We start from the raw sequence: 18,738 nt of genomic DNA, 5'->3' as shown, positions 1-18,738 counted from the left end.
CCATGGCGGCGCCCGACGCTCCGGTTGGGGGGGTAGGAGCGCACGCACGTGCGCGAACCCTCCATATCACCTACCGCGAACGAGGCCATGCCCCACACCCAAGCCGGCGTTTCCGACCGCAAAACTAAAGCCGATTGCTCTTGTGTTGTGGCCTTTGCTCTTGGCGAAAAACGCCCCGCATCTCCCTACGCACGGCCTCATTCGCGATAGGCAAGGGTGAGGGTTCGCGCACGTGCGTGCGCTCCTACGCCAAGTGCCGGGGATACGGGGTTATACGGCTGGGGAGACGGGTTAGTCGACCAGGAATATGGGGTTAGACGGCCAGGGCAGCTGGAGTAAGCGGCGATGTCAGCGGCTGCCCGTCGAAGAGGGGCGTGCCCTGCCAGCGCAGGCGGCCCGTGGCGATGGCGCGGACGACGGCAGGTAGCAGTGCGTGCTCTTCCACCAGCAGGCGCTCGGCCAGGGAGGCTTCGCTGTCGTCCGGGCGCACGTCGATACGTGCCTGCGCCACGACGGGGCCACCGTCCAGCTCTGCCGTGACGAAATGCACGCTGGCGCCGTGCTCGGCGTCGCCCGCAGCCAGGCACTGGCGATGCGTGTGCAGGCCACGGTATTTCGGCAGCAGGGAGGGGTGGATATTGATCGCGCGGCCCTCCCAGGCAGCGACCACGGCGGCATCGATGATCCGCATGTAGCCGGCCAGCACCAGCAGGTCTGCGCCACTGTCCGCCACGTGGCCGAACAGGGCGCGGTCGAAATCGGCGCGGGTGGGGTAGTCGCGCGGGTTGAGCGCGAGCGTGGGAATGCCCGCATCGCGTGCCACGGTCAACGCCCCGGCGCCTGCCTTGTCGCTGCCGACCAGGACGAACGTCACCGGAAGCCGCGCGGCGATCAGCGCGGCGAGGTTGCTGCCGCGCCCGGAAGCGAGCGCGGCGACACGCAGGGGGCGATCCACGGGCGCTTCAGGCGATGTGGACACGCTCGTCGCCGCTGGCAGCGACCACCGAGCCGATCGTCCAGGTATCGAGGCCGTGACCGGCGAGCACGGCCTTCGCCGCGTCCACCTGGTCGGCCGCGAGCAGCACGGTGAAACCGATGCCGCAGTTGAAGGTGCGCCACATTTCCTCGCGGGTGACGTTGCCTTCGCGCTGCAGCCACTGGAACACGGGCGGCAGCGGCCACGAGGCGGCGTTGATCGACAGACCGAGGCCGTCGGGTACGACGCGAATGATGTTTTCCTTCAGGCCGCCGCCGGTGATGTGGGCCATGCCGTGCACGGCCACCTTGGCGATCAGTTCGAGCATCGGCTTGACGTAGATGGTGGTCGGGGCCATCAGGGCATCCCCCAGGGTCGTGCCGCCGATGTCGCTGTCCAGCGGCGAGCCCGCGCGTTCCAGGATGCGCCGGATCAGCGAGTAGCCGTTGGAGTGCGGGCCCGACGAGGCCACGCCGAGGATGACGTCGCCGGCCACGATGGACGAGCCATCGTTCATCGCGGATTTCTCGACGGCACCGACCGTGAAGCCGGCCAGGTCGTATTCGCCCGGCGGGTACATGTCCGGCATCTCGGCGGTTTCGCCACCGATCAGCGCACAGCCGGCCAGCTCGCATCCGCGGGCGATGCCGCCGACCACGGACGCTGCGGTGTCCACGTCGAGCTTGCCGGTGGCGAAATAGTCGAGGAAGAACAGCGGCTCGGCGCCCTGTACCAGCACGTCGTTCACGCACATGCCCACCAGGTCGATACCGATGGTGTCGTGGCGGCCGAGCTGGTGGGCGAGCTTGAGTTTGGTTCCCACGCCGTCGGTGCCGGAGACCAGCACCGGTTCCTTGTAACGTCCGGAAAGGTCGAACAGGCCGCCGAAGCCGCCCAGCCCGCCCATGACCTCGGGACGGAAAGTCCGCTTGACCATGGGCTTGATGCGCTCGACGAGCGCGTTGCCGGCATCGATGTCGACGCCTGCGTCGCGGTAGGTGAGGGAGCCCTGGTCGGAGGACATAAGCGGTTCCGGCGCGTATTGGAAACCGCGAATGATAACAGCAAGCGGGCACCCGGCCTTGGCCTGCACGCGCTTTGGATGGACGGCGTGCCAAGGTTTGGGCAGACTTCCCGTCTTCACAAAGCGACGCCACGACCATGCGCCCAGCCCGTCTCCTCGTCTTCCTGACGCTCCTCGTGGCCGCCTGCATCGGCCCCGCGATGGCGCAGACCTCCCTTTACACGGTGACCGTGCCCGTAGCCGACACCAGTGCGGCGGTACGTGACCAGGCCTTCGCCAACGGGCTGACCCAGGTCCTGGCGCGGGCTTCCAACGGCGCCGACCCTCGCGGCAAGCCGGGCTATGCCCAGGCGATGAAGCAGCCCGGCGGCCTGGTGCAGCAGTACCAATATGCCCGCACCGGAGGCGCCAACGGCGCCCCGCTCAGCCTGGATATCGTGTTCGATCCCGGTGCGATCCGCCGCGTGCTGGCGGTGGGCGACGCGGCCGTCGCCGCGCCCAAGGCCCCGGTACTGGTGGTGGCACGCGATGCCAGCGGCAAGCTGCTCAGCCAGCAGGACCTCCTGCCCCTGGCGCAGATGGCCGATACGCGCGGCTACCAGATCGTGGTGCCCAAGCCCGACGCCGTGCCGGACGTCAAGGCGTTGGCCGGCGGTGATCCCGCCGCGGTCGCCAACGCAGCCCGGCAGTACAACACCGGCGTCGTCCTGGTCGGTAACATCGGTGACGACCAGATCGACTGGACCCTGGTCTCGGCCGGCAAGACCACCAGCTGGAAGGACAGCGGTGAAGCCCGTGCGGCCCTGCTGAGCAATGGTGCCAACGCCATGGCCGACAAGCTGGATCGCCAGTTCGCCGCGACGCAGGGTGGCAGCACCTCGGGCAAGGTCTGGGTGTCGGGCCTGCATTCGGCGTCCGATTACGCCGGCCTGCTGGCCACGTTCCAGAACGATCCCTCGATCAAGACGGTGGCGCCGGTCGCCGCCAGTGCCGACGGCGTGCTGTTCACCGTCAATGCCGCCGCCCCGCTGGCCCGCCTGGTCGCCGGCTATGCCTCGGCTGGCCATGTGCTGGCTGCCGATCCCCACGACGGCGCCGATCTCGCCGTGCGCTGGGTGCCCTGACGCCATGACGCACGACACCTCACGCCGCTGGCAGATGCTTGCGATCATCGCGGTCATCGCCTTCCTCATCTGGCTGCTCGCCCCGGTGCTGATGCCGTTCGCCATCGCCGGCATGCTGGCCTACCTGGGCGACCCCTTGGCCGATCGCCTGCAGCGGCTGGGCATGGGTCGCGGCTGGGCGGTCAGCATCGTGTTCACCGTCATCACCCTGGTCTTCGTCGGTGTGCTGCTCCTGCTGGTGCCGTTGATCGAGCACCAGTTCGAAAACCTGTCCGAGAACCTGCCGCGCTACGTGGACTGGGTGCGAACCACGGCCCTGCCGTGGATCCAGGTGCGTCTGCATCTGGACGCCAACGTCTTCGATACCGACCGCCTGCTGGCGACCATCCGTGAGCACATCGGCTCGGTAGGCAGCATGGCCGCCGCGGCGATGACCAAGCTCACGCAGTCGGGCATGGGCGTGGTGATGTGGTTGACCAATCTCGTGCTGATCCCGGTCGTGGCGTTCTATCTGCTGCGCGACTGGGACACCATGATCGCGCACATCCAGCGCCTGCTGCCCCGTTCGATCGAGCCCACCGTGGTGCGCCTGGCGCGTGAGTCCGACCAGGTGCTGGGCGCCTTCGTCCGCGGCCAGCTGCTGGTGATGCTTGCCCTGGGCGTGTTCTACGGCCTCGGGCTGACCCTGGTCGGCATCTCGATCGGCCCGCTGATCGGCATGGTCGCCGGCCTGCTCAGCTTCGTGCCCTACCTCGGCTTCATGATCGGCTTCGTCGCCGCCCTGATCGCCGCGCTGGTGCAGTACGGCGACTGGACCCACGTGATCCTGGTCGGCGTGGTGTTCACCGTGGGCCAGCTGCTGGAAGGCTACGTGCTGGTGCCGCGCCTGGTCGGCGGCAAGATCGGCCTGCACCCGGTCGCGGTGATCTTCGCCGTACTGGCGGGCGGTCACCTGTTCGGCTTCCTCGGCGTGTTGCTGGCCCTGCCGGCTGCCTCCGTGGTGGTGGTGCTGTTGCGCTACGTGTTCGCGCGTTATCGCGAGAGCGACCTCTACATGGAACCCGCGCCGCCGGCACCGGTGGCGCACAAGCTGGATGTGGACGTGGATGTCGACGTGCGCGTGCGACCGCGGCCGGACGATCCCCTGCCGCCGGTCGATCGCGCCCCATGAGCACACAGCTTCCCCTCGCGTTGCGCTGGCCGAGGCGCCAGCGCTTCGAGCACTTCCACGCGGGCGACAACGCGGCGGCCGTGGAGGCCGTGCGTGCGGCCGCCGTCGACGCGTTGGCGCCCTGGGTGTTCGTGGCGGGGCCGCTGGGCAGCGGGCGTACGCACCTGCTGATCGCGGCCTGCCAGGCCGCCATCGATGCGGGCCGCACCGCGCAGTACCTGCCGCTGGCGGGCCTGCGCGGGCCGCGGGCCGCCGCCATCCGCGGCATGGCCGGCAGCGATGTGCTGGCTATCGACGATATCGATACGATCGCGGGCGAGGCCGATGCCGAGCACGCCTTGTTCGACACGTTCAATGGCTATCGTGCCGAAGGCTGCACGCTGCTCTTCTCGGCATTGGGTGCGCCGGTGTCGCTGGACGTCGCGTTGCCCGACCTTCGCTCGCGGCTCGGCTCGCTGACCCAGGCCCTGCTCAAGCCACTGGCCGATGCCCAGCGCCGCGCGGTGCTGCGCGAACAGGCCGGCGCCCGTGGCATCGAACTGGACGACGTGGTGCTGGACTGGCTGTTCGCGCACCACGCCCGCGACCTGGGCACCTTGCTCGACCTGCTGGATACCCTCGACCGCGCGTCACTCGCCGCACAGCGACGGGTGACGGTGCCGTTCCTGCGCAACCTGCTGAAGAACGACTAGAGATCGATCTGGCCGATCAGCTCGCGGTTGGCGGGCGTGTTATCCCTCACGCCGTACACCTTCAGCTGCTTCGACTCGGGCCAGTGCTCGACGATCAGGTACGTGCGCTGCGAGGCCGAGCCACTGAGGAAGACCGGAATGTCGTCGGGACCACCCCTGTCGTAACGACCCATGCGTTCGTGAAGATGCCCCGCGAATATGGCAGCCACCTTGTATCGCTTCAGCAGCTTCTGCAGGTCGTTCGACCACGAGGTACGCAGCGTGCCGGGCTGGTGGGTATGGACCAGGACCAGGTCGCTCACCCGCGGGTCGCTGTAGTCGGGCAGGTAGGTCTGGAGCCACGGCACGCTGGACGTCACCCGGTAGTGATAGCTGTAAGGACCGAAGCCCCAGTCCATGCTGGCCGAATACTCGGGAAAGTTATTCAGCTGGAGCTGGATGACGCGGTCCCAGCCATCGGCCTTGAAGGCATACGACCAGCTGCCCTGCTTGAGAATGCCACCCGAGGGGTACGGCGTCGCCCGCATGTCGAAGCCGAGCACGTTGCCGTTGGTCCGATGCCAGTGCACGTGGTGGGCGAGGTTGTCCAGTGCCTCCATGGCGCAGTAAAGCAGTTTGCACACGGCGTTGGTCAGGTTGTTCTGGTAGTCGTGATTGCCCAGGCCGTAATACAGCCCGCTGCCGAGGGTTGCGAACAATTCGCTGATCTTCTGCTGCTCGGATCGTTTGCTCTGCGAGGTGATGTCGCCATTGACGATCACGGGGATCGATTGCCCTGGATACTGGTGGCGAAACGCATCGATGCTCCGGTATTGCTCGCGGATCAACGCTTCCGCCAGGGCCTTGTCGGCCTTGTCCGAGTGTTCGCCCGCGTCGGTGGCGGGGGTCCACGGGTATTGCGGGTCCGAGGTGACCACCATGATCCGTGGCTGTTCCGCATGGGCCGCGGCGACGGCGAAGAGCGCCGTCGCCAGCCATGAGGCGCGTGCTCCCGTTGCCCGGAACGGGCTGTTTTTTTTCATGACGACATCCTTGTTCGTTGCGTGTGTCGGTGTCAGACGGTGCCGACATCGACGGTAGCGATGAGTTCGCGTCCTTCCGGATCGTTGTTGCGCACGGCGAAGACGCGCAGCACCCTGGCCACGGTGTCGTGCTCCACGATGAGATAGGTGCGCTGGCTGGCGGATCCACTCAGGAAGACCGGCACGCCGTTGATGCTTCCATATCGGCCCAACCGGAAATGCAGGTGGCCCGCGAAGACCGCGGCGACGTGGCCGGCGGCCAGTGCCTCGCCGAAACCTTCCGAGTAGCCATCCGCGGAATGCACATGCGCTATGGCGAAATCGTACGCCCGGTCGGCCGGCGTGCCGTACCTGGGCACGCTGAGATGGGTGTCCAGCACATTCTTCAGCCAGGGTAGCGACGACCCGATGTCGAAGCGTGACGGACGGATACCCTCGGTGGACGCGAAGGAGACCTCGTAGGTCGGGTAGTTGTTCAGCTGCACCTGGAGCACTCGCTCCCACCCCGGCGTGTTGACGGCGTAGGCGAGGCTGCCCTCATAGCGATTGCCGGGAAACCCGGGTTGGACGCTGAAATCGAATGACACCTTGTCGGGCTTTGCCATGACGTGCTGCACGAGCCCCAGCACGCTGTCGCGCGCGCAGCCGTTGTTGTAGCAGCCCGATCCATCCTCCTGAAAAATGTTGTTCTGGTAGTCGTGGTTACCCAGTCCCAGATAGACGTTGTCGCCCAGGATGCCCAGCAGTTCATCCATGACCGCGCGTTGCCAGCCGTGCCCATAGGCGGTGAGGTCGCCATTGATGAAGACGGGGATGGTCTGGTCGGGCCGCCTGGCGCGGTACGCGGCGATGCTGCGGTATTGCTCCTCGATCAGTTGCCGGGAGCGGATCTTGCGCACCTCATCGGTTTCGCCCGGCGTGTCCGTCCAGGGGTACTGGGGATCCGAGGTGACGATCATGGTCTCGACCGTCGCATGCGCGGAGGGCCCATGAAGCAAGGCGGTCAGGCCCGCTGCGAACGCGAACGCGAACCGGGTGCATGATAAGGGAATAGGGAACATGCTGAACTCCTTGTCGGTAGAGGCTTGCGAACGTCCGGTTCGCGACGACAAGGTACGCTGCCGAAGACGCCATGGTCTGTCAGGCAACGAGAAGCTGCGGCGAGGGATTACCCTCGCCGCGTGTCGGATTATTCCCCGAGCAGGCGCGCCGTAGCGTTCGCCTTGATGACGTCGGTCATCGCGGCGGCCACCTTGTGGTTACCGGCGATGATGTTGCCGCTCTCGGGCAGGCCCTCGCGGCCGGCGAAGTCGCCGTAGACGCCACCGGCTTCGCGGACCAGCAGCGCGCCCGCGGCGATATCCCATACGTTGAGGCCCGGTTCGAAGAAACCGTCCATGCGACCGGCGGCCACGTAGGCCAGGTCGAGCGCGGCGGACCCCATGCGGCGGATGTCCTCGGCTTCCTTGAGCAAGGCCGAGGTCATGGCCAGCTGCGGCTCGAGGTGGTTACGCGCGCGGTAGGGATAACCCGTGGCAAGCAGGGCGCCGGCGATGCCTTCGCGCTTGCCGACCCGGATGCGGCGGTCGTTGAGGTAGGCGCCATCGCCCTTGCTGGCGGTGAACAGTTCATCGCGCAGGGGATCGAACACCACGCCGTAGACCGGCTCGCCCTTTTCAACCAGCGCGATGGACACGCAGAAGTGGGGGATGCCGCGCAGGTAATTGTGGGTGCCGTCCAGGGGATCGATGACCCACACCAGCGGGCCCTTGCCGATCTGCCCGGATTCCTCACCGAGGATGGCGTGGGTGGGGTAGGCGCGGCGCAGTTCCTTGATGATTTCGGCTTCGGCGAGGCGATCCACCTCGGAGGCGAAATCCATCCGCTGCTTTTCGACGACCGCAAGGCCTTCGAGGCGATTCATGTAGCGCAGGATGATGTTTCCTGCGGAGCGCGCGGCACGCGACGCGACGTTGACGGCGGGTCTTGGCATGGATATCGACTTGGTAAAAGAACAGGGGAGGGCGGTCGGGCCGCCTCGGTCGACGAGTCTAACACCCGCATGCCCCATGCCCAAGTCATTGCCGTTGTAGACTTTCCGGCCCTCGTCCAGCCTGCCCGTCGCCCATGGCCCTTTCCGAACTCCACGACCGCCTTCGCTTCGTCCTGGTCCGCACCTCGCACTCGGGCAACATCGGCTCAGCTGCGCGCGCCATGCGGACCATGGGCTTCGATCGGCTCACGCTGGTGGCGCCGCATCGCTTTCCCGATCCCGAAGCCACCGCCCTGGCCGCCGGTGCCGACGACGTGCTCGGGCAGGCGGCCATCCACGACGACCTGGTGGCGGGCCTGGCCGGTGCCACGTTTTCGCTGGGGCTGTCGGCACGCCGCCGCGGCGTCAACCTGCCCGAACTCGACCCCCGCGAAGGCGCCGCCCAGGCGATCGCCGCAGCACGGCGCGGCGAGCAGGTCGCCCTGGTCTTCGGCAACGAGCGCACCGGCCTGGAGAACGACGAGTTGGCGCGCTGCCATGCCATGGTGCGCATTCCCAGCGTCGACGATTTCAGCTCGCTGAACCTCTCGCAGGCGGTGCAGGTGGTGGCCTATGAACTGCGCACGGCGCTGCTGGCGGATGAGTCGCCCGTTGTCGTGCCGCCGAGTCTCGATGCGGATGCGGCCCCGGCCGACGCCGAACAGCTCGAGCGCTTCTTCACGCACCTGGGCGAGATGCTCGACGACATCGAGTTCCACAAGGGACGCTCGCCCACCACGATCATGCTCAAGCTGCGCAAGCTGTTCCTGCGTGCTCGGCCGGAGCTGCGTGAGCTGCGCATCCTGCATGGCATCCTCGCCGATGCACAGCGCATGGCCTCGCTGGCGCATGGCAAGGATGGCGCCGGCTGAAACGAACGGCGCCGGCTAGAACAGGTCGCGCGCGAAACCCAGCAACGCGCGGCTGAAGCTGGCCGACGCCACGACGATCGCCAGCGTGCTCGTCCACACCGCTACCAGCAGCGCTCCGTCGCGCTCCACCAGCGCGAAGGCGAACGCGATCAGCATGCCGCCGAAGACATAGTTGGTGAACGGGATCGGCAGGGCCAGCAGGATCCCGATCAGGATCATCACGGCACCGGACACGAAGGTAAAGGGGCGTCGGGTCAGCCGCTGCAGTCGCGGCTGGCACAGCTTCTCCAGGCGGCGGGTCACCGGTTCGATGCGGTCGAGGAATCGCAGCAGGCCAGCACGGGAGAGCGTACGCCGACGCAGGAAGCCCGGCACCCAGGGGTGTTCCAGGCCAATCAGCATCTCCAGCCCCAGGGCCACCACCAGCACCCCCATGATGCCGCCGATGCCCAGCGGCACCGGAATGAAATTGGGGATGGCCAACAGGAGCAGCAGGAAGCCGAAGGCACGCCGCTTCAGCGGCTCGAGCAGTCCCTCCACGGTGATCCGTTCGCCCGGTGCGGCGTGCAGGGCTGCGCGGAGCAGAGCGGCGGTCTTTTCTTCGCGGGGCTCGGTAGGGGTCATGACCCGACTGTCGCGGGCGGGGCTTGAACCCGTGCTTTACGTGGGCCGGTGATCCGGCCTCACTCCGCGCCGTGGGACGGTTCGTTGCCCGCCGGACCGACCAGCAGCTTGTCGATGCGGGCGCCGTCCATGTCCATCACCTCGAAGCGGTTGCCCCGCCAGACGAAGAACTCGCCCGCACGGGGGATGTGGCCGAACTGGGCCGTCATCATGCCGGCCACGGTGCGGAAATCGTGGTCTTCCTCGTTGGGGAGCTGGTCGATCTGCAGCAGCTCGCGCAGGTCGTCCGCCGGCAGGCTGCCGTCGATCAGCCAGCTGCCGTCGTCGCGTCGCACGATGGGGCCCTCGCGCTCGTCGTCGTCCGCGGCGGGGGCGGTGGCGCCGATCACGGCGGTCAGCAGGTCGTTGAGCGTCACCAGGCCCTCGATGTCGCCGTACTCGTCCACGGCCAGGGCCAGCTGCGTATCCGCGTCGCGAAACGCCTCCAGCAGGTCGAGCGCCCGCGCGGTGGACGGCACGAAAAGCGGTTTGACCACGCGCGCGAACAGGTCGAACTCACCCCGCTCGAAGCCGGCCACCAGCGATTTCACCTCGACGGTGCCGATCACCTCGCGCTCGTCGCCGCGGTAGACCGGATAGCGGGAAAACTGCGATTCGCGCAGCACCTCGAGGTTGTCTTCCCGCGAGGCCGCCACGTCCAGCCAGGCGATCCGCATCCGCGGGGTCATCACCGAACCCACGGCGCGATCGCCCAGCCGCAGCACGCGGTTGACCATGTTGCGCTCGTCGCTGTCGAGGATGCCCTGTTCGGCGCTTTCGGCCACCAGCAGCCGGATCTCTTCTTCGGTGGCCGCCGACGAGGTGCCGGCCCGGTTCAACCGCAGCAGATGCAGGATGCCGCTGGACAGGTGGTTGAGCAGCCAGACCATGGGCAGGGTGATCCGCGAGATCACCAGCATGGGCACGGCGATCTGGCAGGCGATGCGTTCAGGGGCGGTCAGCGCGGCGCGCTTGGGCACCAGCTCGCCGATCACAATTTGCACTAGCGACATGTAGACGAAGCCGGTCAGCCAGCCGGCGACGCGTGCGTACGGCTCGAGCCAGGCCGGGCCGCCCCCGTGCAGCAGCTGGGCGAAGTGCTCGCCCAGTCGGTCGCCCGCGATGGCGCCGGTCACCAGGATGATGAGGGTCATGCCCACCTGCACCGTGGACAGGAAGCGCTCCGGGGACTCGGCCAGCTGCAGCGCCACCCGGGCGCGACGGCTGTCGCGCGACATGGCCTTCAGCCGGCTCTTCCGCGAGGCGACCACCGACATCTCCGACAAGGCGAAGAAGGCGTTACCCAGGGAGAGCACGAGGACGAGCAGGAGTTCGGTGAGCATCGGTGGCTTATATAGCAGACCTGCACGCTTACGGTCGTGGACGATAGAGGCATACCCCGCGCCGCTCCGGTAACATTAGCGTCACATTTCCCCCGTTCCCCCAGGCGACGCCATGTTTTCTCTCCAGACGATCTTCGGCAAGGGCGACAAGTTCTACGGTCTGCTCGAGGCCAGCGCGGAAGCCGCTCGCGAAAGCGCCCGGGCCATGCACGAGCTGGTCACCAAGACCGACCGCACCCCGGTGATGGCCGCCTTCAGCACGGCGCGCGCCCGCGAGAAGGCCCTGCACGGGCAGATCGGCGAGGAACTGGTCAACACCTTCGTCACCGCGCTGGACCGTGAAGACATCGAGGCGCTGAATTCGGCGCTCTACAAGATACCCAAGACCATCGAGAAGTTCGCCGAGCGCTACGTGATCGTCGCCGAACGCCTGGGCGGCATCGACTTCGGCCAGCGAGCGGTGCTGCTGGAGCGCTCCGCCGAGGTGGTGGTGCAGATGATCGGCCAGCTGCGCCACGGCCTGAAGATCGACCCGGTAAAGAAGCTGCGCGACCAGCTCCAGGCCCTGGAGTCGGAAGCCGACCGCCTGCTGCTCGACCCCTACCGCACCCTTTACGCCGAGGGCTCCGATCCGCTCAAGGCCATCCTTGCCAAGGATCTGTTCGAGCTGGTGGAGAAGGCGGTCGACAAGTGCCGTGACGTCGGCAACGTCGTCTATTCCATCGTGCTCAAGAACTCCTGACGGCGGCCGCCCCATGAGCATGGTTATCGCGGTCGTCCTGATCGCCCTGGCGTTCACGTATATCAACGGTTTCCACGATACGGCGAACTCCATCGCCACCGTGGTGGCCACCAAGGTGCTGACCCCGGGCCAGGCGGTGCTGCTGGCCGCCGTCACCAACCTCGCGGGCGCGCTGTGGGGCACCGCCGTGGCTGCGACCATCGCGTCCGGACTGGTCGACACGGGGGTGGTCGACGTCGGCTCGCACCTGCTGATCAGCGCGCTGCTGGGCGCCACCATCTGGAACCTCATCACCTGGTGGCTGGGCCTGCCGTCCAGCTCCAGCCATGCGCTGGTGGGTGGCCTGTGCGGCGCTGCGCTGGCCGCGTCCGACGGCAACCTTCACGCGATCATCTGGTGGCAGGGTGGCGCGCACTGGTGGCTGGGCAAGGGCGTGGTGCCCAAGGTGATCGTGCCGATGATCGTCTCGCCGTTCCTGGGTTTCGTCATCGGCTTCCTGCTGATGGGCGCGCTGTACGCCTTGCTGGGCTTCTTCTCCCGGCAAAAGGGTCGCCTGCACCGCTTCGGTCGCACGCCGTTCGTCAACAGCTTCTTCGGCAAGGCGCAGATCCTCTCCGCCAGCGCCATGGGTCTGTCGCACGGCATGAACGACGCGCAGAAGAGCATGGGCATCATCGCCCTGGCGCTGGCGGGTGCCACCGCCGCCGGCCAGTTCGACCACCTGCCTACCGTGTTGCATTTCCTGCGCATCCCGCATGACCCCGCGGCAGCGGGTGGCTTTCCGATCCCGGTCTGGGTGAAGGTGGTCTGCGCGCTGACCATGGCCGGCGGTACCGCGGGCGGCGGCTGGCGGATCATCAAGACGCTGGGCCACAAGATGGTGAAGCTGCACCCGATCAACGGGTTTGCGGCGGAAGGCAGCTCGGCGGCCGTGATCCTCACCGCTTCGATGCTAGGCGTGCCGGTGTCCACGACCCACAACGTTTCCGCGTCGATCATGGGCGTCGGTGCCGCCAAGCGGTTCAACGCCATCCGCTGGTCGGTGGTGGAGCGCATGGTCTGGGCATGGATTCTGACCCTGCCGATTACTGCGGTGCTGGGGTATGTGCTGGTGAAGTTGGGGCGGCTGTTTTACTGATTTTTCCGAATAGGCTTTTTCGCTGTTAGGGCTCGCCTTCGGCATCGCGATTAGCCTTGGAGCCTTGGGCGTTGGAGCAAGAGCCGGCGGGTAGCCCCCTCGGTGCCACGCCTGCGGCGACCCGCTAGGGAAGGGCCGCTCCGCGGCCGTTTGTCTATTCCCCTACGGGGCGGGTCGGGCTTCGCCCGGGGATTTTTGATTCGCCATCCATGGCTCAGCAAAAATGGCCGGCCGTCCTGGCCGGCCCCGCTACGCGGCCTTGTCCGTTCGAAGCCCTCGCCTGCGGCTACCGGCACCGAGGGGGCTACCCGCCGGCTCTTCCCGAAACTGAGGTGGCGTGTTGGGCGAGCAGCGAGTGGCGGTGATCGATGTAGTGGTCAGGGTATGGCGTCACCGCGTTGTTGGCGTTTCGCCCACATCGTGGGCTCCTACGCTAGGGGTAGGGCAGGTTGTGGAACGCGTGATCCGCGGGCTGGGTAGGAGCGCACGCGTGTGCGCGAACCCTCAACACCACCCAAGGCGGCTGATGCCGTGCGCATCAGGCAAGCGAGCGTTCCCAACAACGAAGCGAAACCTGGCTCTTAGCTTTTCCCACACGCAACCTCAGTCCGTGAAAGAGCCGGCGGGTGCCACCCTCGTGGCCGGTAGCCGCAGGCGAGGGCTTCGAACGGACAAGGCCGCGCAGCGGGGCCGGCCAGGACGGCCGGCCATTTTTGCTGAGCCATGGATGGCGAATCAAAAATCCCCGTTCGAAGCCCGACCCGCCCCGTAGGGGAATAGACATACGGCCGCGGAGCGGCCTTTCCTTGACGGGTCGCCGCAGGCGTGGCCGCGAGGGTGGCACCCGCCGGCTCTTGCTCCACGGCCTAAAGCTCCCGCTCCACCGCCTTAGGCTCTCGCTCCACGCTTAAAGCGCGTCAGCTTCCCCATTGACCAACTGCTCCAACTGGTCCCCCGTCGTGCCCAGTTCTTCAACGATGCGCGCCAGTTCCCGTTCGTCCAGGTAGTCGTAGGGCCGGTTCTCGCACAGGTGCAGGTAGGGCGAACCGTCGAGGTCGGCCTCGGCGAGGTAGCCGGTGCGCTGCTCCCAGTTGAAGCGCAGGCAGCGGCGCGCATCCACACCGGACAGCGGGCCGACGGGGGTGGACAGGCGCAGGAAGCGCTGGCCGTCGGCGTCTTCCAGTTCGGCCAGGTAGATGCCCTGGTGCCGGCCGTCCGGCAGTTCCAGGTCGAAGCTGATGAGGTAAGGCTCGTTGTGGCGCAGCTTGTGGATGCCGCCGACGTGAGAGCGAAGTGCTTCGAAGTGCCGCATGGTGGCCTTGTCGATCTGTCCTTGGGGATACCGATGGTACGCTCAACCTCCCCGGGGAACATGCACGAAACGACCATGACCGATGAACGGGACGACCACGCGGCACGCACCCTTCGGGCGGCACGGATCATCGCGGCGGTCGCGGCCATTCCACGCGGGCGGGTGGCCAGTTACGGCGCGATCGCGGCCCGTGCCGGCTACCCGGGCAGGGCGCGGATGATCGGCCGCGTGCTGGGCGAGGCGCCCGACCGGGCCACGCTGCCCTGGCACCGGGTGCTGCGCGCCGACGGCCGCATCGGCATTCCGTCGGGCACGCGCGGCTTCCGTGAGCAATGTCGCCTGCTGAAGGCCGAGGGCGTCACCGTGAAGGACGGGCGGGTGCCGATGAGTGCCTTCGGCCTGGACCATGACCTGGACCGGGCCCTCTGGGGTGGCTGAATCGTTTCAGCGGTAGGTGGTGTCGACCACCTTCCAGTGCGCGGCGGGATCGCGCCGCAGGGCGTGGTCGAGCAAGGCGGCGTGGATATCGGCAAGCGCCTGCGGGTCGTCGAGTACATGGACCGTCGCCGCCAGCGAGTGACCCGGCGGACAATCGGAACGGTGGTCCCGCATCAGGCAGGTGGCCTCGGTGACCGCACCGGTGAAGGCGATGCGCCCGCCGTCGGCACGGGCGCCAGGCGTGAAGGCCAGCAGGCAAACGGCCAGGGCGGCCGGCAAGGCACGGGCGGCAATCGGATGGTTCATGGGGCGCTCCTCGTGGAGACACAGGGCCGGGGTGTGTCGCGGGGCGACCGGCCTGGTGTCATTAGCTGCCCGTCCGCGTGCCGGGACTATCACCTTCCTCCTGTAACGGCGTGGGCCTACCTCAGCTTTAGCTGCCACCAACGGCCGATCGGGCGCGTCCGTTTGTTAGCATGTGCGGATGCAGTCCCAGGCCCTCGATCTCCTCAGTACCGTTTTCGGTTATCCCGGATTCCGCGGCCAGCAACAGGCCATCGTCGAGGAGGTCGCCGGCGGCGGCGACGCCCTCGTGCTCATGCCCACGGGTGGCGGCAAGTCGCTGTGCTTCCAGATTCCCGCCCTCATGCGCCCGGGCACGGGCATCGTGGTGTCCCCCCTGATCGCGCTGATGCAGGATCAGGTCGACGCGCTCACCGAGGCGGGTGTCCGCGCCCGCTACCTCAATTCCAGCCTCGACGCTGCCACCCAGCGCGAGGTGGAAGACCTGCTGCTCGCCGGCGAGCTGGACATGCTCTACGTCGCGCCGGAGCGCCTGATCACGGGGCGCTTCCTCGGCCTGCTCGATCGCATCCCCATTGCCCTGTTCGCCATCGACGAGGCGCACTGTGTATCGCAGTGGGGGCACGACTTCCGTCCCGAATACCGCGAACTGGCCATCCTGCACGAGCGTTTCCCCGAGGTGCCGCGCATCGCGCTCACCGCAACGGCGGATGAGCGCACCCGCGAGGAAATCGTCGACCGCCTGGGCCTGCACGAAGCCCGCCGCTTCGTGTCCAGCTTCGACCGCCCCAACATCCGCTACCGCGTGGCACCGCGCCAGAACGCGCGCCGCCAGCTGCTCGACTTCCTCGACGCGCATCGGGGCGAGGCCGGTGTCATCTATTGCCTCAGCCGACGCAAGGTGGACGAGACCGCGGCGTGGCTGGCCGAAGCCGGCGTGGACGCGCTGCCCTACCACGCGGGCCTGGATGGCGATGTCCGCATGCGCCACCAGCAACGCTTCCTGCGGGAGGACGGCATCGTCATGGTCGCCACGGTGGCTTTCGGCATGGGCATCGACAAGCCCGACGTGCGCTTCGTCGCCCATCTCGACCTGCCGCGCAGCATGGAGGGCTACTACCAGGAAACCGGGCGCGCGGGCCGCGACGGCCTGCCGGCGGAAGCCTGGATGATCTACGGCCTGGGCGACGTCGTCACCATGAGCCAGATGATCTCCCAGTCCGACTCCGGCGACGACCGCAAGCGCATCGAGCGACTCAAGCTCGATTCGCTGCTGGGCTACGCCGAAGCCACGCGCTGTCGTCGCCAGTTGTTGCTCGAGGCCTTCGCCGAGGTCTACCCGGAGCCCTGCGGCAACTGCGACAACTGCCTGGTGCCGCCGAAGACCTGGGACGCCACCACGGCGGCGCAGAAGGCGATGTCCTGCATCTATCGCAGTGGCCAGCGTTACGGGGCGGGGCACCTCATCGAGATCCTGCGCGGTGAGGCCGGCGAGCGCGTGCGCGACCTGGGCCATGACAAGCTCAGCGTCTTCGGCATCGGCGCCGACATGGACGCCACGCAATGGCGGTCGGTTTTCCGCCAGTTGCTGGCGGCCGGCCTGGTCGAGGCCGACCCGGAAGGCTTCGGTACCCTGCGCCTGTCCAAGGAGAGCGGCCCGGTGCTGCGCAGCGAGCGCCGGGTATGGCTTCGCGAGGATGCCCGGCCGGCGAAGGGCCGGCGCTCCGGTTCGCGGCCGTCGCCTGCCGTGGCCGGGGGCTCGCTGGGTATCGAGGAGATCGAGATGCCCTTGTGGAACGAGCTGCGCCGCGTCCGCGCGGAACTGGCCAAGGCGCACGGCGTGCCGGCCTACGTCATCTTCCACGACGCCACGCTGCTGGCCATGCTGCGCGCGCTTCCGGAAAACGAAGACGAACTGGGCTCGATCAGTGGCGTGGGCGAGAACAAGCTCAAGCGTTACGGCAAGGATTTCCTGGCCGTGCTGAACGCACCCGCCTGACCTTCCCGCCCGGTACATCCGACATCGTCATGCACTTGAGGTTATGCTCAAGTGTGCGCCACGCCTGAAAAAAATCCTGTGCGATCGCTTGCGTGCCACCCTCGGCATCCCCAACTCTAGGGGGATTGCCCGACATCGCTACGTTCGCCAGTTCGACGTGACCAGACGAGGGTGCATGCCGTGATCCACGAGATCACGGCCAACGACGACTCAGGGAGCCGCCCATGCACGACGCCACGCCACTCATCGCCACCATCGTCGGTGGCCTTGTCCTCGCCTTCCTCTTCGGCGCCGTTGCGCACCGGTTGCGCCTGCCCGTGCTGGCGGGCTACCTGCTGGCCGGCGTCGTCGCCGGGCCATTCACGCCGGGGTATGTCGCCGATGCGGGTATTGCGCAGGAGCTGGCCGACCTGGGCGTGATCCTGCTGATGTTCGGCGTGGGCCTGCACTTTTCCCTGAAGGACCTGCTGGCGGTCAAGGCGATCTCCATTCCCGGCGCCGCGGTGCAGATGGGCGTGGCCACCGGCCTGGGCATGTTGCTGGGCTGGGGTCTGGGCTGGCCGGTGGCGCAAGGCTTCGTCTTCGGCCTCGCGTTGTCCGTGGCCAGCACGGTGGTGCTGTTGCGGGCCATGGAGGAGCGCCGCCTGCTGGATACCGACCGGGGCCGCATCGCCGTGGGCTGGCTGATCGTCGAAGACCTGGCCATGGTGCTGGCCCTGGTGCTGCTGCCGGCCATCGGCGGCTTCCTGGGCTCGGAGCAGGGCGACAACCCGCCCAGCATGGCCGCCCTGGCCGAGACGGTGGCCTGGACCATCGGCAAGGTGGTGGTGTTCGTGGCGATCATGCTGATCGTCGGCAAGCGTGTGATCCCCTGGACGCTGCAGGCCGTGTCCAGCACGGGCTCGCGCGAACTGTTCCGCCTGGCGGTGCTGGCCATCGCGCTGGGTGTGGCGTTCGGCGCGGCGCACCTGTTCGACGTGTCGTTCGAACTGGGGGCTTTCTTCGCCGGCATGATGATGGGCGAATCCAAGCTGTCGCAGCAGGCCGCAGAAGAAACCCTGCCCTTGCGCGACGCCTTCGCGGTGCTGTTCTTCGTCTCCATCGGCATGCTGTTCAATCCGCACATCCTGGTCGAGCATCCGTGGATCGTGCTGGCGGCCTGCCTGATCATCATCGTCGGCAAGTCCGTGGCGGCGTTCGGTATCGTGCTGGCGTTCGGCCGTCCGCCGAAAACCGCCCTGACCATCGCCACCAGCCTGGCCCAGATCGGCGAGTTCTCGTTCATCCTCGCCGGCCTGGGCGTGTCGCTCAAGCTGCTCAGCGAAGAGGCTCGCGATATCCTGCTGGCCGCGGCCATCGTGTCGATCCTGATCAACCCGTTGCTGTTCGGCGCGCTGGATCGCTGGATCGCCCGCCAGGACAACGATGCCCCGGACGAGCACGCCGATCCCGCCCTTGCCGGGCACACCGTCCTGGTCGGCTTCGGTCGGGTGGGGCGTCGTGTGTTCTCCGAATTGCAGGCCACCGGGGCACGCACGCTGGTCATCGAGACCGACGAAGACGCGGTGCGCGAGTTGCGCGAGCAGCACGGTGCGGAAATCCTCATCGGCAACGCGGCCGCGGCGCCCGTGCTGGCCGAGGCTAACCTCGCCGGCGCGCGCGCCCTCATCGTCGCCGTGTCCGATCCGTTCGAAGGCGGCCAGATCGTGCGCGCCGCACGTGCGCTGCGCGCCGATCTGCCGATCGTGGCCCGCGCGCATTCGCAAGAATGTGTGGCCCACCTCGACGGACTGGGCGCGACGCAGGTGATCTACGGCGAACAGGAAGTCGCGCGCAGCATGTTTACCGCGGCGGCACCGCCGCCGCCGGCCTCGTCGGGGCACTGAT

At 67.5% G+C, this 18,738-nt stretch carries 18 protein-coding genes; 9 read left to right on the top strand and 9 right to left on the bottom strand.

Features of this window, described 5'->3' with window-relative positions:
- Positions 1-313: 313 nt before the first annotated feature.
- Together purN and purM are read right to left on the bottom strand one after the other, a co-directional pair.
- Complete coding sequence (purN, locus tag ACVKN3_RS13180; protein ID WP_456991889.1) at positions 314-955, bottom strand: phosphoribosylglycinamide formyltransferase; 642 nt, start codon at positions 953-955, stop codon at positions 314-316.
- Positions 956-962: 7 nt separating this feature from the next.
- Entirely contained in the window at positions 963-2,000 is a 1,038-nt protein-coding gene (gene purM / locus ACVKN3_RS13175) for a phosphoribosylformylglycinamidine cyclo-ligase (RefSeq protein ID WP_354514589.1), read from the bottom strand.
- Positions 2,001-2,137: 137 nt separating this feature from the next.
- On the opposite strand from purM, the gene ACVKN3_RS13170 reads away from it, so the two are divergent.
- Genes ACVKN3_RS13170 through hda form a run of 3 tightly spaced genes read left to right on the top strand, consistent with a single transcriptional unit; the run spans position 2,138 to position 4,987 of the window.
- Positions 2,138-3,124, top strand: a complete 987-nt coding sequence (locus tag ACVKN3_RS13170) for a DUF2066 domain-containing protein (protein WP_354514587.1) — start codon at positions 2,138-2,140, stop codon at positions 3,122-3,124.
- Between the two features lie 4 nt (positions 3,125-3,128).
- Complete coding sequence (locus ACVKN3_RS13165; protein ID WP_354514585.1) at positions 3,129-4,295, top strand: AI-2E family transporter; 1,167 nt, start codon at positions 3,129-3,131, stop codon at positions 4,293-4,295.
- Positions 4,292-4,987 carry a DnaA regulatory inactivator Hda gene (hda, locus tag ACVKN3_RS13160; protein WP_354514583.1) on the top strand — a complete coding sequence of 232 codons (696 nt, stop codon included), beginning with the start codon at positions 4,292-4,294 and terminating at the stop codon, positions 4,985-4,987. The genes ACVKN3_RS13165 and hda overlap by 4 nt, the downstream gene beginning before the upstream one ends.
- Here the strand turns inward: hda and ACVKN3_RS13155 are convergent.
- The 3 genes from ACVKN3_RS13155 to ACVKN3_RS13145 form a co-directional block, all read right to left on the bottom strand.
- Complete coding sequence (locus ACVKN3_RS13155) at positions 4,984-6,009, bottom strand: metallophosphoesterase family protein (RefSeq protein ID WP_354514581.1); 1,026 nt, start codon at positions 6,007-6,009, stop codon at positions 4,984-4,986. The two genes, hda and ACVKN3_RS13155, sit on opposite strands and share 4 nt — an antisense overlap.
- Positions 6,010-6,041: 32 nt before the next feature.
- A complete protein-coding gene (locus ACVKN3_RS13150; protein ID WP_354514579.1) occupies positions 6,042-7,070 on the bottom strand; it encodes a metallophosphoesterase in 1,029 nt (342 codons plus the stop codon).
- Positions 7,071-7,198: 128 nt separating this feature from the next.
- The gene (locus tag ACVKN3_RS13145) at positions 7,199-8,002 is read right to left on the bottom strand and encodes an inositol monophosphatase family protein (protein ID WP_285406283.1); all 804 of its coding nucleotides are present in this window, start codon (positions 8,000-8,002) and stop codon (positions 7,199-7,201) included.
- A 134-nt stretch (positions 8,003-8,136) separates the two neighbouring features.
- Here ACVKN3_RS13145 and ACVKN3_RS13140 point away from each other — a divergent pair, with 134 nt between their 5' ends.
- Entirely contained in the window at positions 8,137-8,913 is a 777-nt protein-coding gene (locus ACVKN3_RS13140) for an RNA methyltransferase (RefSeq protein ID WP_285406281.1), read from the top strand.
- 15 nt (positions 8,914-8,928) lie between these two features.
- On the opposite strand, the gene ACVKN3_RS13135 is transcribed toward ACVKN3_RS13140, so the two are convergent.
- Positions 8,929-9,537 (bottom strand): exopolysaccharide biosynthesis protein, encoded by a 609-nt coding sequence (locus ACVKN3_RS13135; protein WP_285406279.1) that lies wholly within the window; start codon positions 9,535-9,537, stop codon positions 8,929-8,931.
- 59 nt (positions 9,538-9,596) lie between these two features.
- Positions 9,597-10,919, bottom strand: a complete 1,323-nt coding sequence (locus ACVKN3_RS13130) for a hemolysin family protein (protein WP_285406277.1) — start codon at positions 10,917-10,919, stop codon at positions 9,597-9,599.
- A 112-nt stretch (positions 10,920-11,031) separates the two neighbouring features.
- On the opposite strand from ACVKN3_RS13130, the gene ACVKN3_RS13125 reads away from it, so the two are divergent.
- Both ACVKN3_RS13125 and ACVKN3_RS13120 read left to right on the top strand, forming a co-directional pair.
- Complete coding sequence (locus tag ACVKN3_RS13125) at positions 11,032-11,661, top strand: DUF47 domain-containing protein (protein ID WP_285406276.1); 630 nt, start codon at positions 11,032-11,034, stop codon at positions 11,659-11,661.
- Positions 11,662-11,674: 13 nt separating this feature from the next.
- Positions 11,675-12,799 (top strand): inorganic phosphate transporter, encoded by a 1,125-nt coding sequence (locus ACVKN3_RS13120; RefSeq protein WP_036140050.1) that lies wholly within the window; start codon positions 11,675-11,677, stop codon positions 12,797-12,799.
- 907 nt (positions 12,800-13,706) lie between these two features.
- On the opposite strand, the gene ACVKN3_RS13115 is transcribed toward ACVKN3_RS13120, so the two are convergent.
- Positions 13,707-14,111, bottom strand: a complete 405-nt coding sequence (locus tag ACVKN3_RS13115; RefSeq protein WP_354514575.1) for a hypothetical protein — start codon at positions 14,109-14,111, stop codon at positions 13,707-13,709.
- Between the two features lie 75 nt (positions 14,112-14,186).
- On the opposite strand from ACVKN3_RS13115, the gene ACVKN3_RS13110 reads away from it, so the two are divergent.
- Positions 14,187-14,549: an MGMT family protein gene (locus ACVKN3_RS13110; protein WP_354514573.1), complete on the top strand. Its 363-nt coding sequence runs from the start codon at positions 14,187-14,189 to the stop codon at positions 14,547-14,549.
- A gap of 6 nt (positions 14,550-14,555) precedes the next feature.
- On the opposite strand, the gene ACVKN3_RS13105 is transcribed toward ACVKN3_RS13110, so the two are convergent.
- Positions 14,556-14,855, bottom strand: a complete 300-nt coding sequence (locus tag ACVKN3_RS13105; RefSeq protein ID WP_354514571.1) for a hypothetical protein — start codon at positions 14,853-14,855, stop codon at positions 14,556-14,558.
- Positions 14,856-15,033: 178 nt separating this feature from the next.
- On the opposite strand from ACVKN3_RS13105, the gene recQ reads away from it, so the two are divergent.
- Together recQ and ybaL are read left to right on the top strand one after the other, a co-directional pair.
- Entirely contained in the window at positions 15,034-16,851 is a 1,818-nt protein-coding gene (recQ, locus tag ACVKN3_RS13100) for a DNA helicase RecQ (protein ID WP_285406268.1), read from the top strand.
- Positions 16,852-17,075: 224 nt separating this feature from the next.
- Entirely contained in the window at positions 17,076-18,737 is a 1,662-nt protein-coding gene (gene ybaL, locus ACVKN3_RS13095) for a YbaL family putative K(+) efflux transporter (protein WP_285406266.1), read from the top strand.
- Position 18,738: the final 1 nt, after the last annotated feature.

The organism is Luteibacter sp. PvP120 (assembly GCF_054055715.1).
The sequence above is the reverse complement of the archived record's forward strand: the minus strand, read 5'-3'. Positions and strand labels throughout refer to the sequence as shown.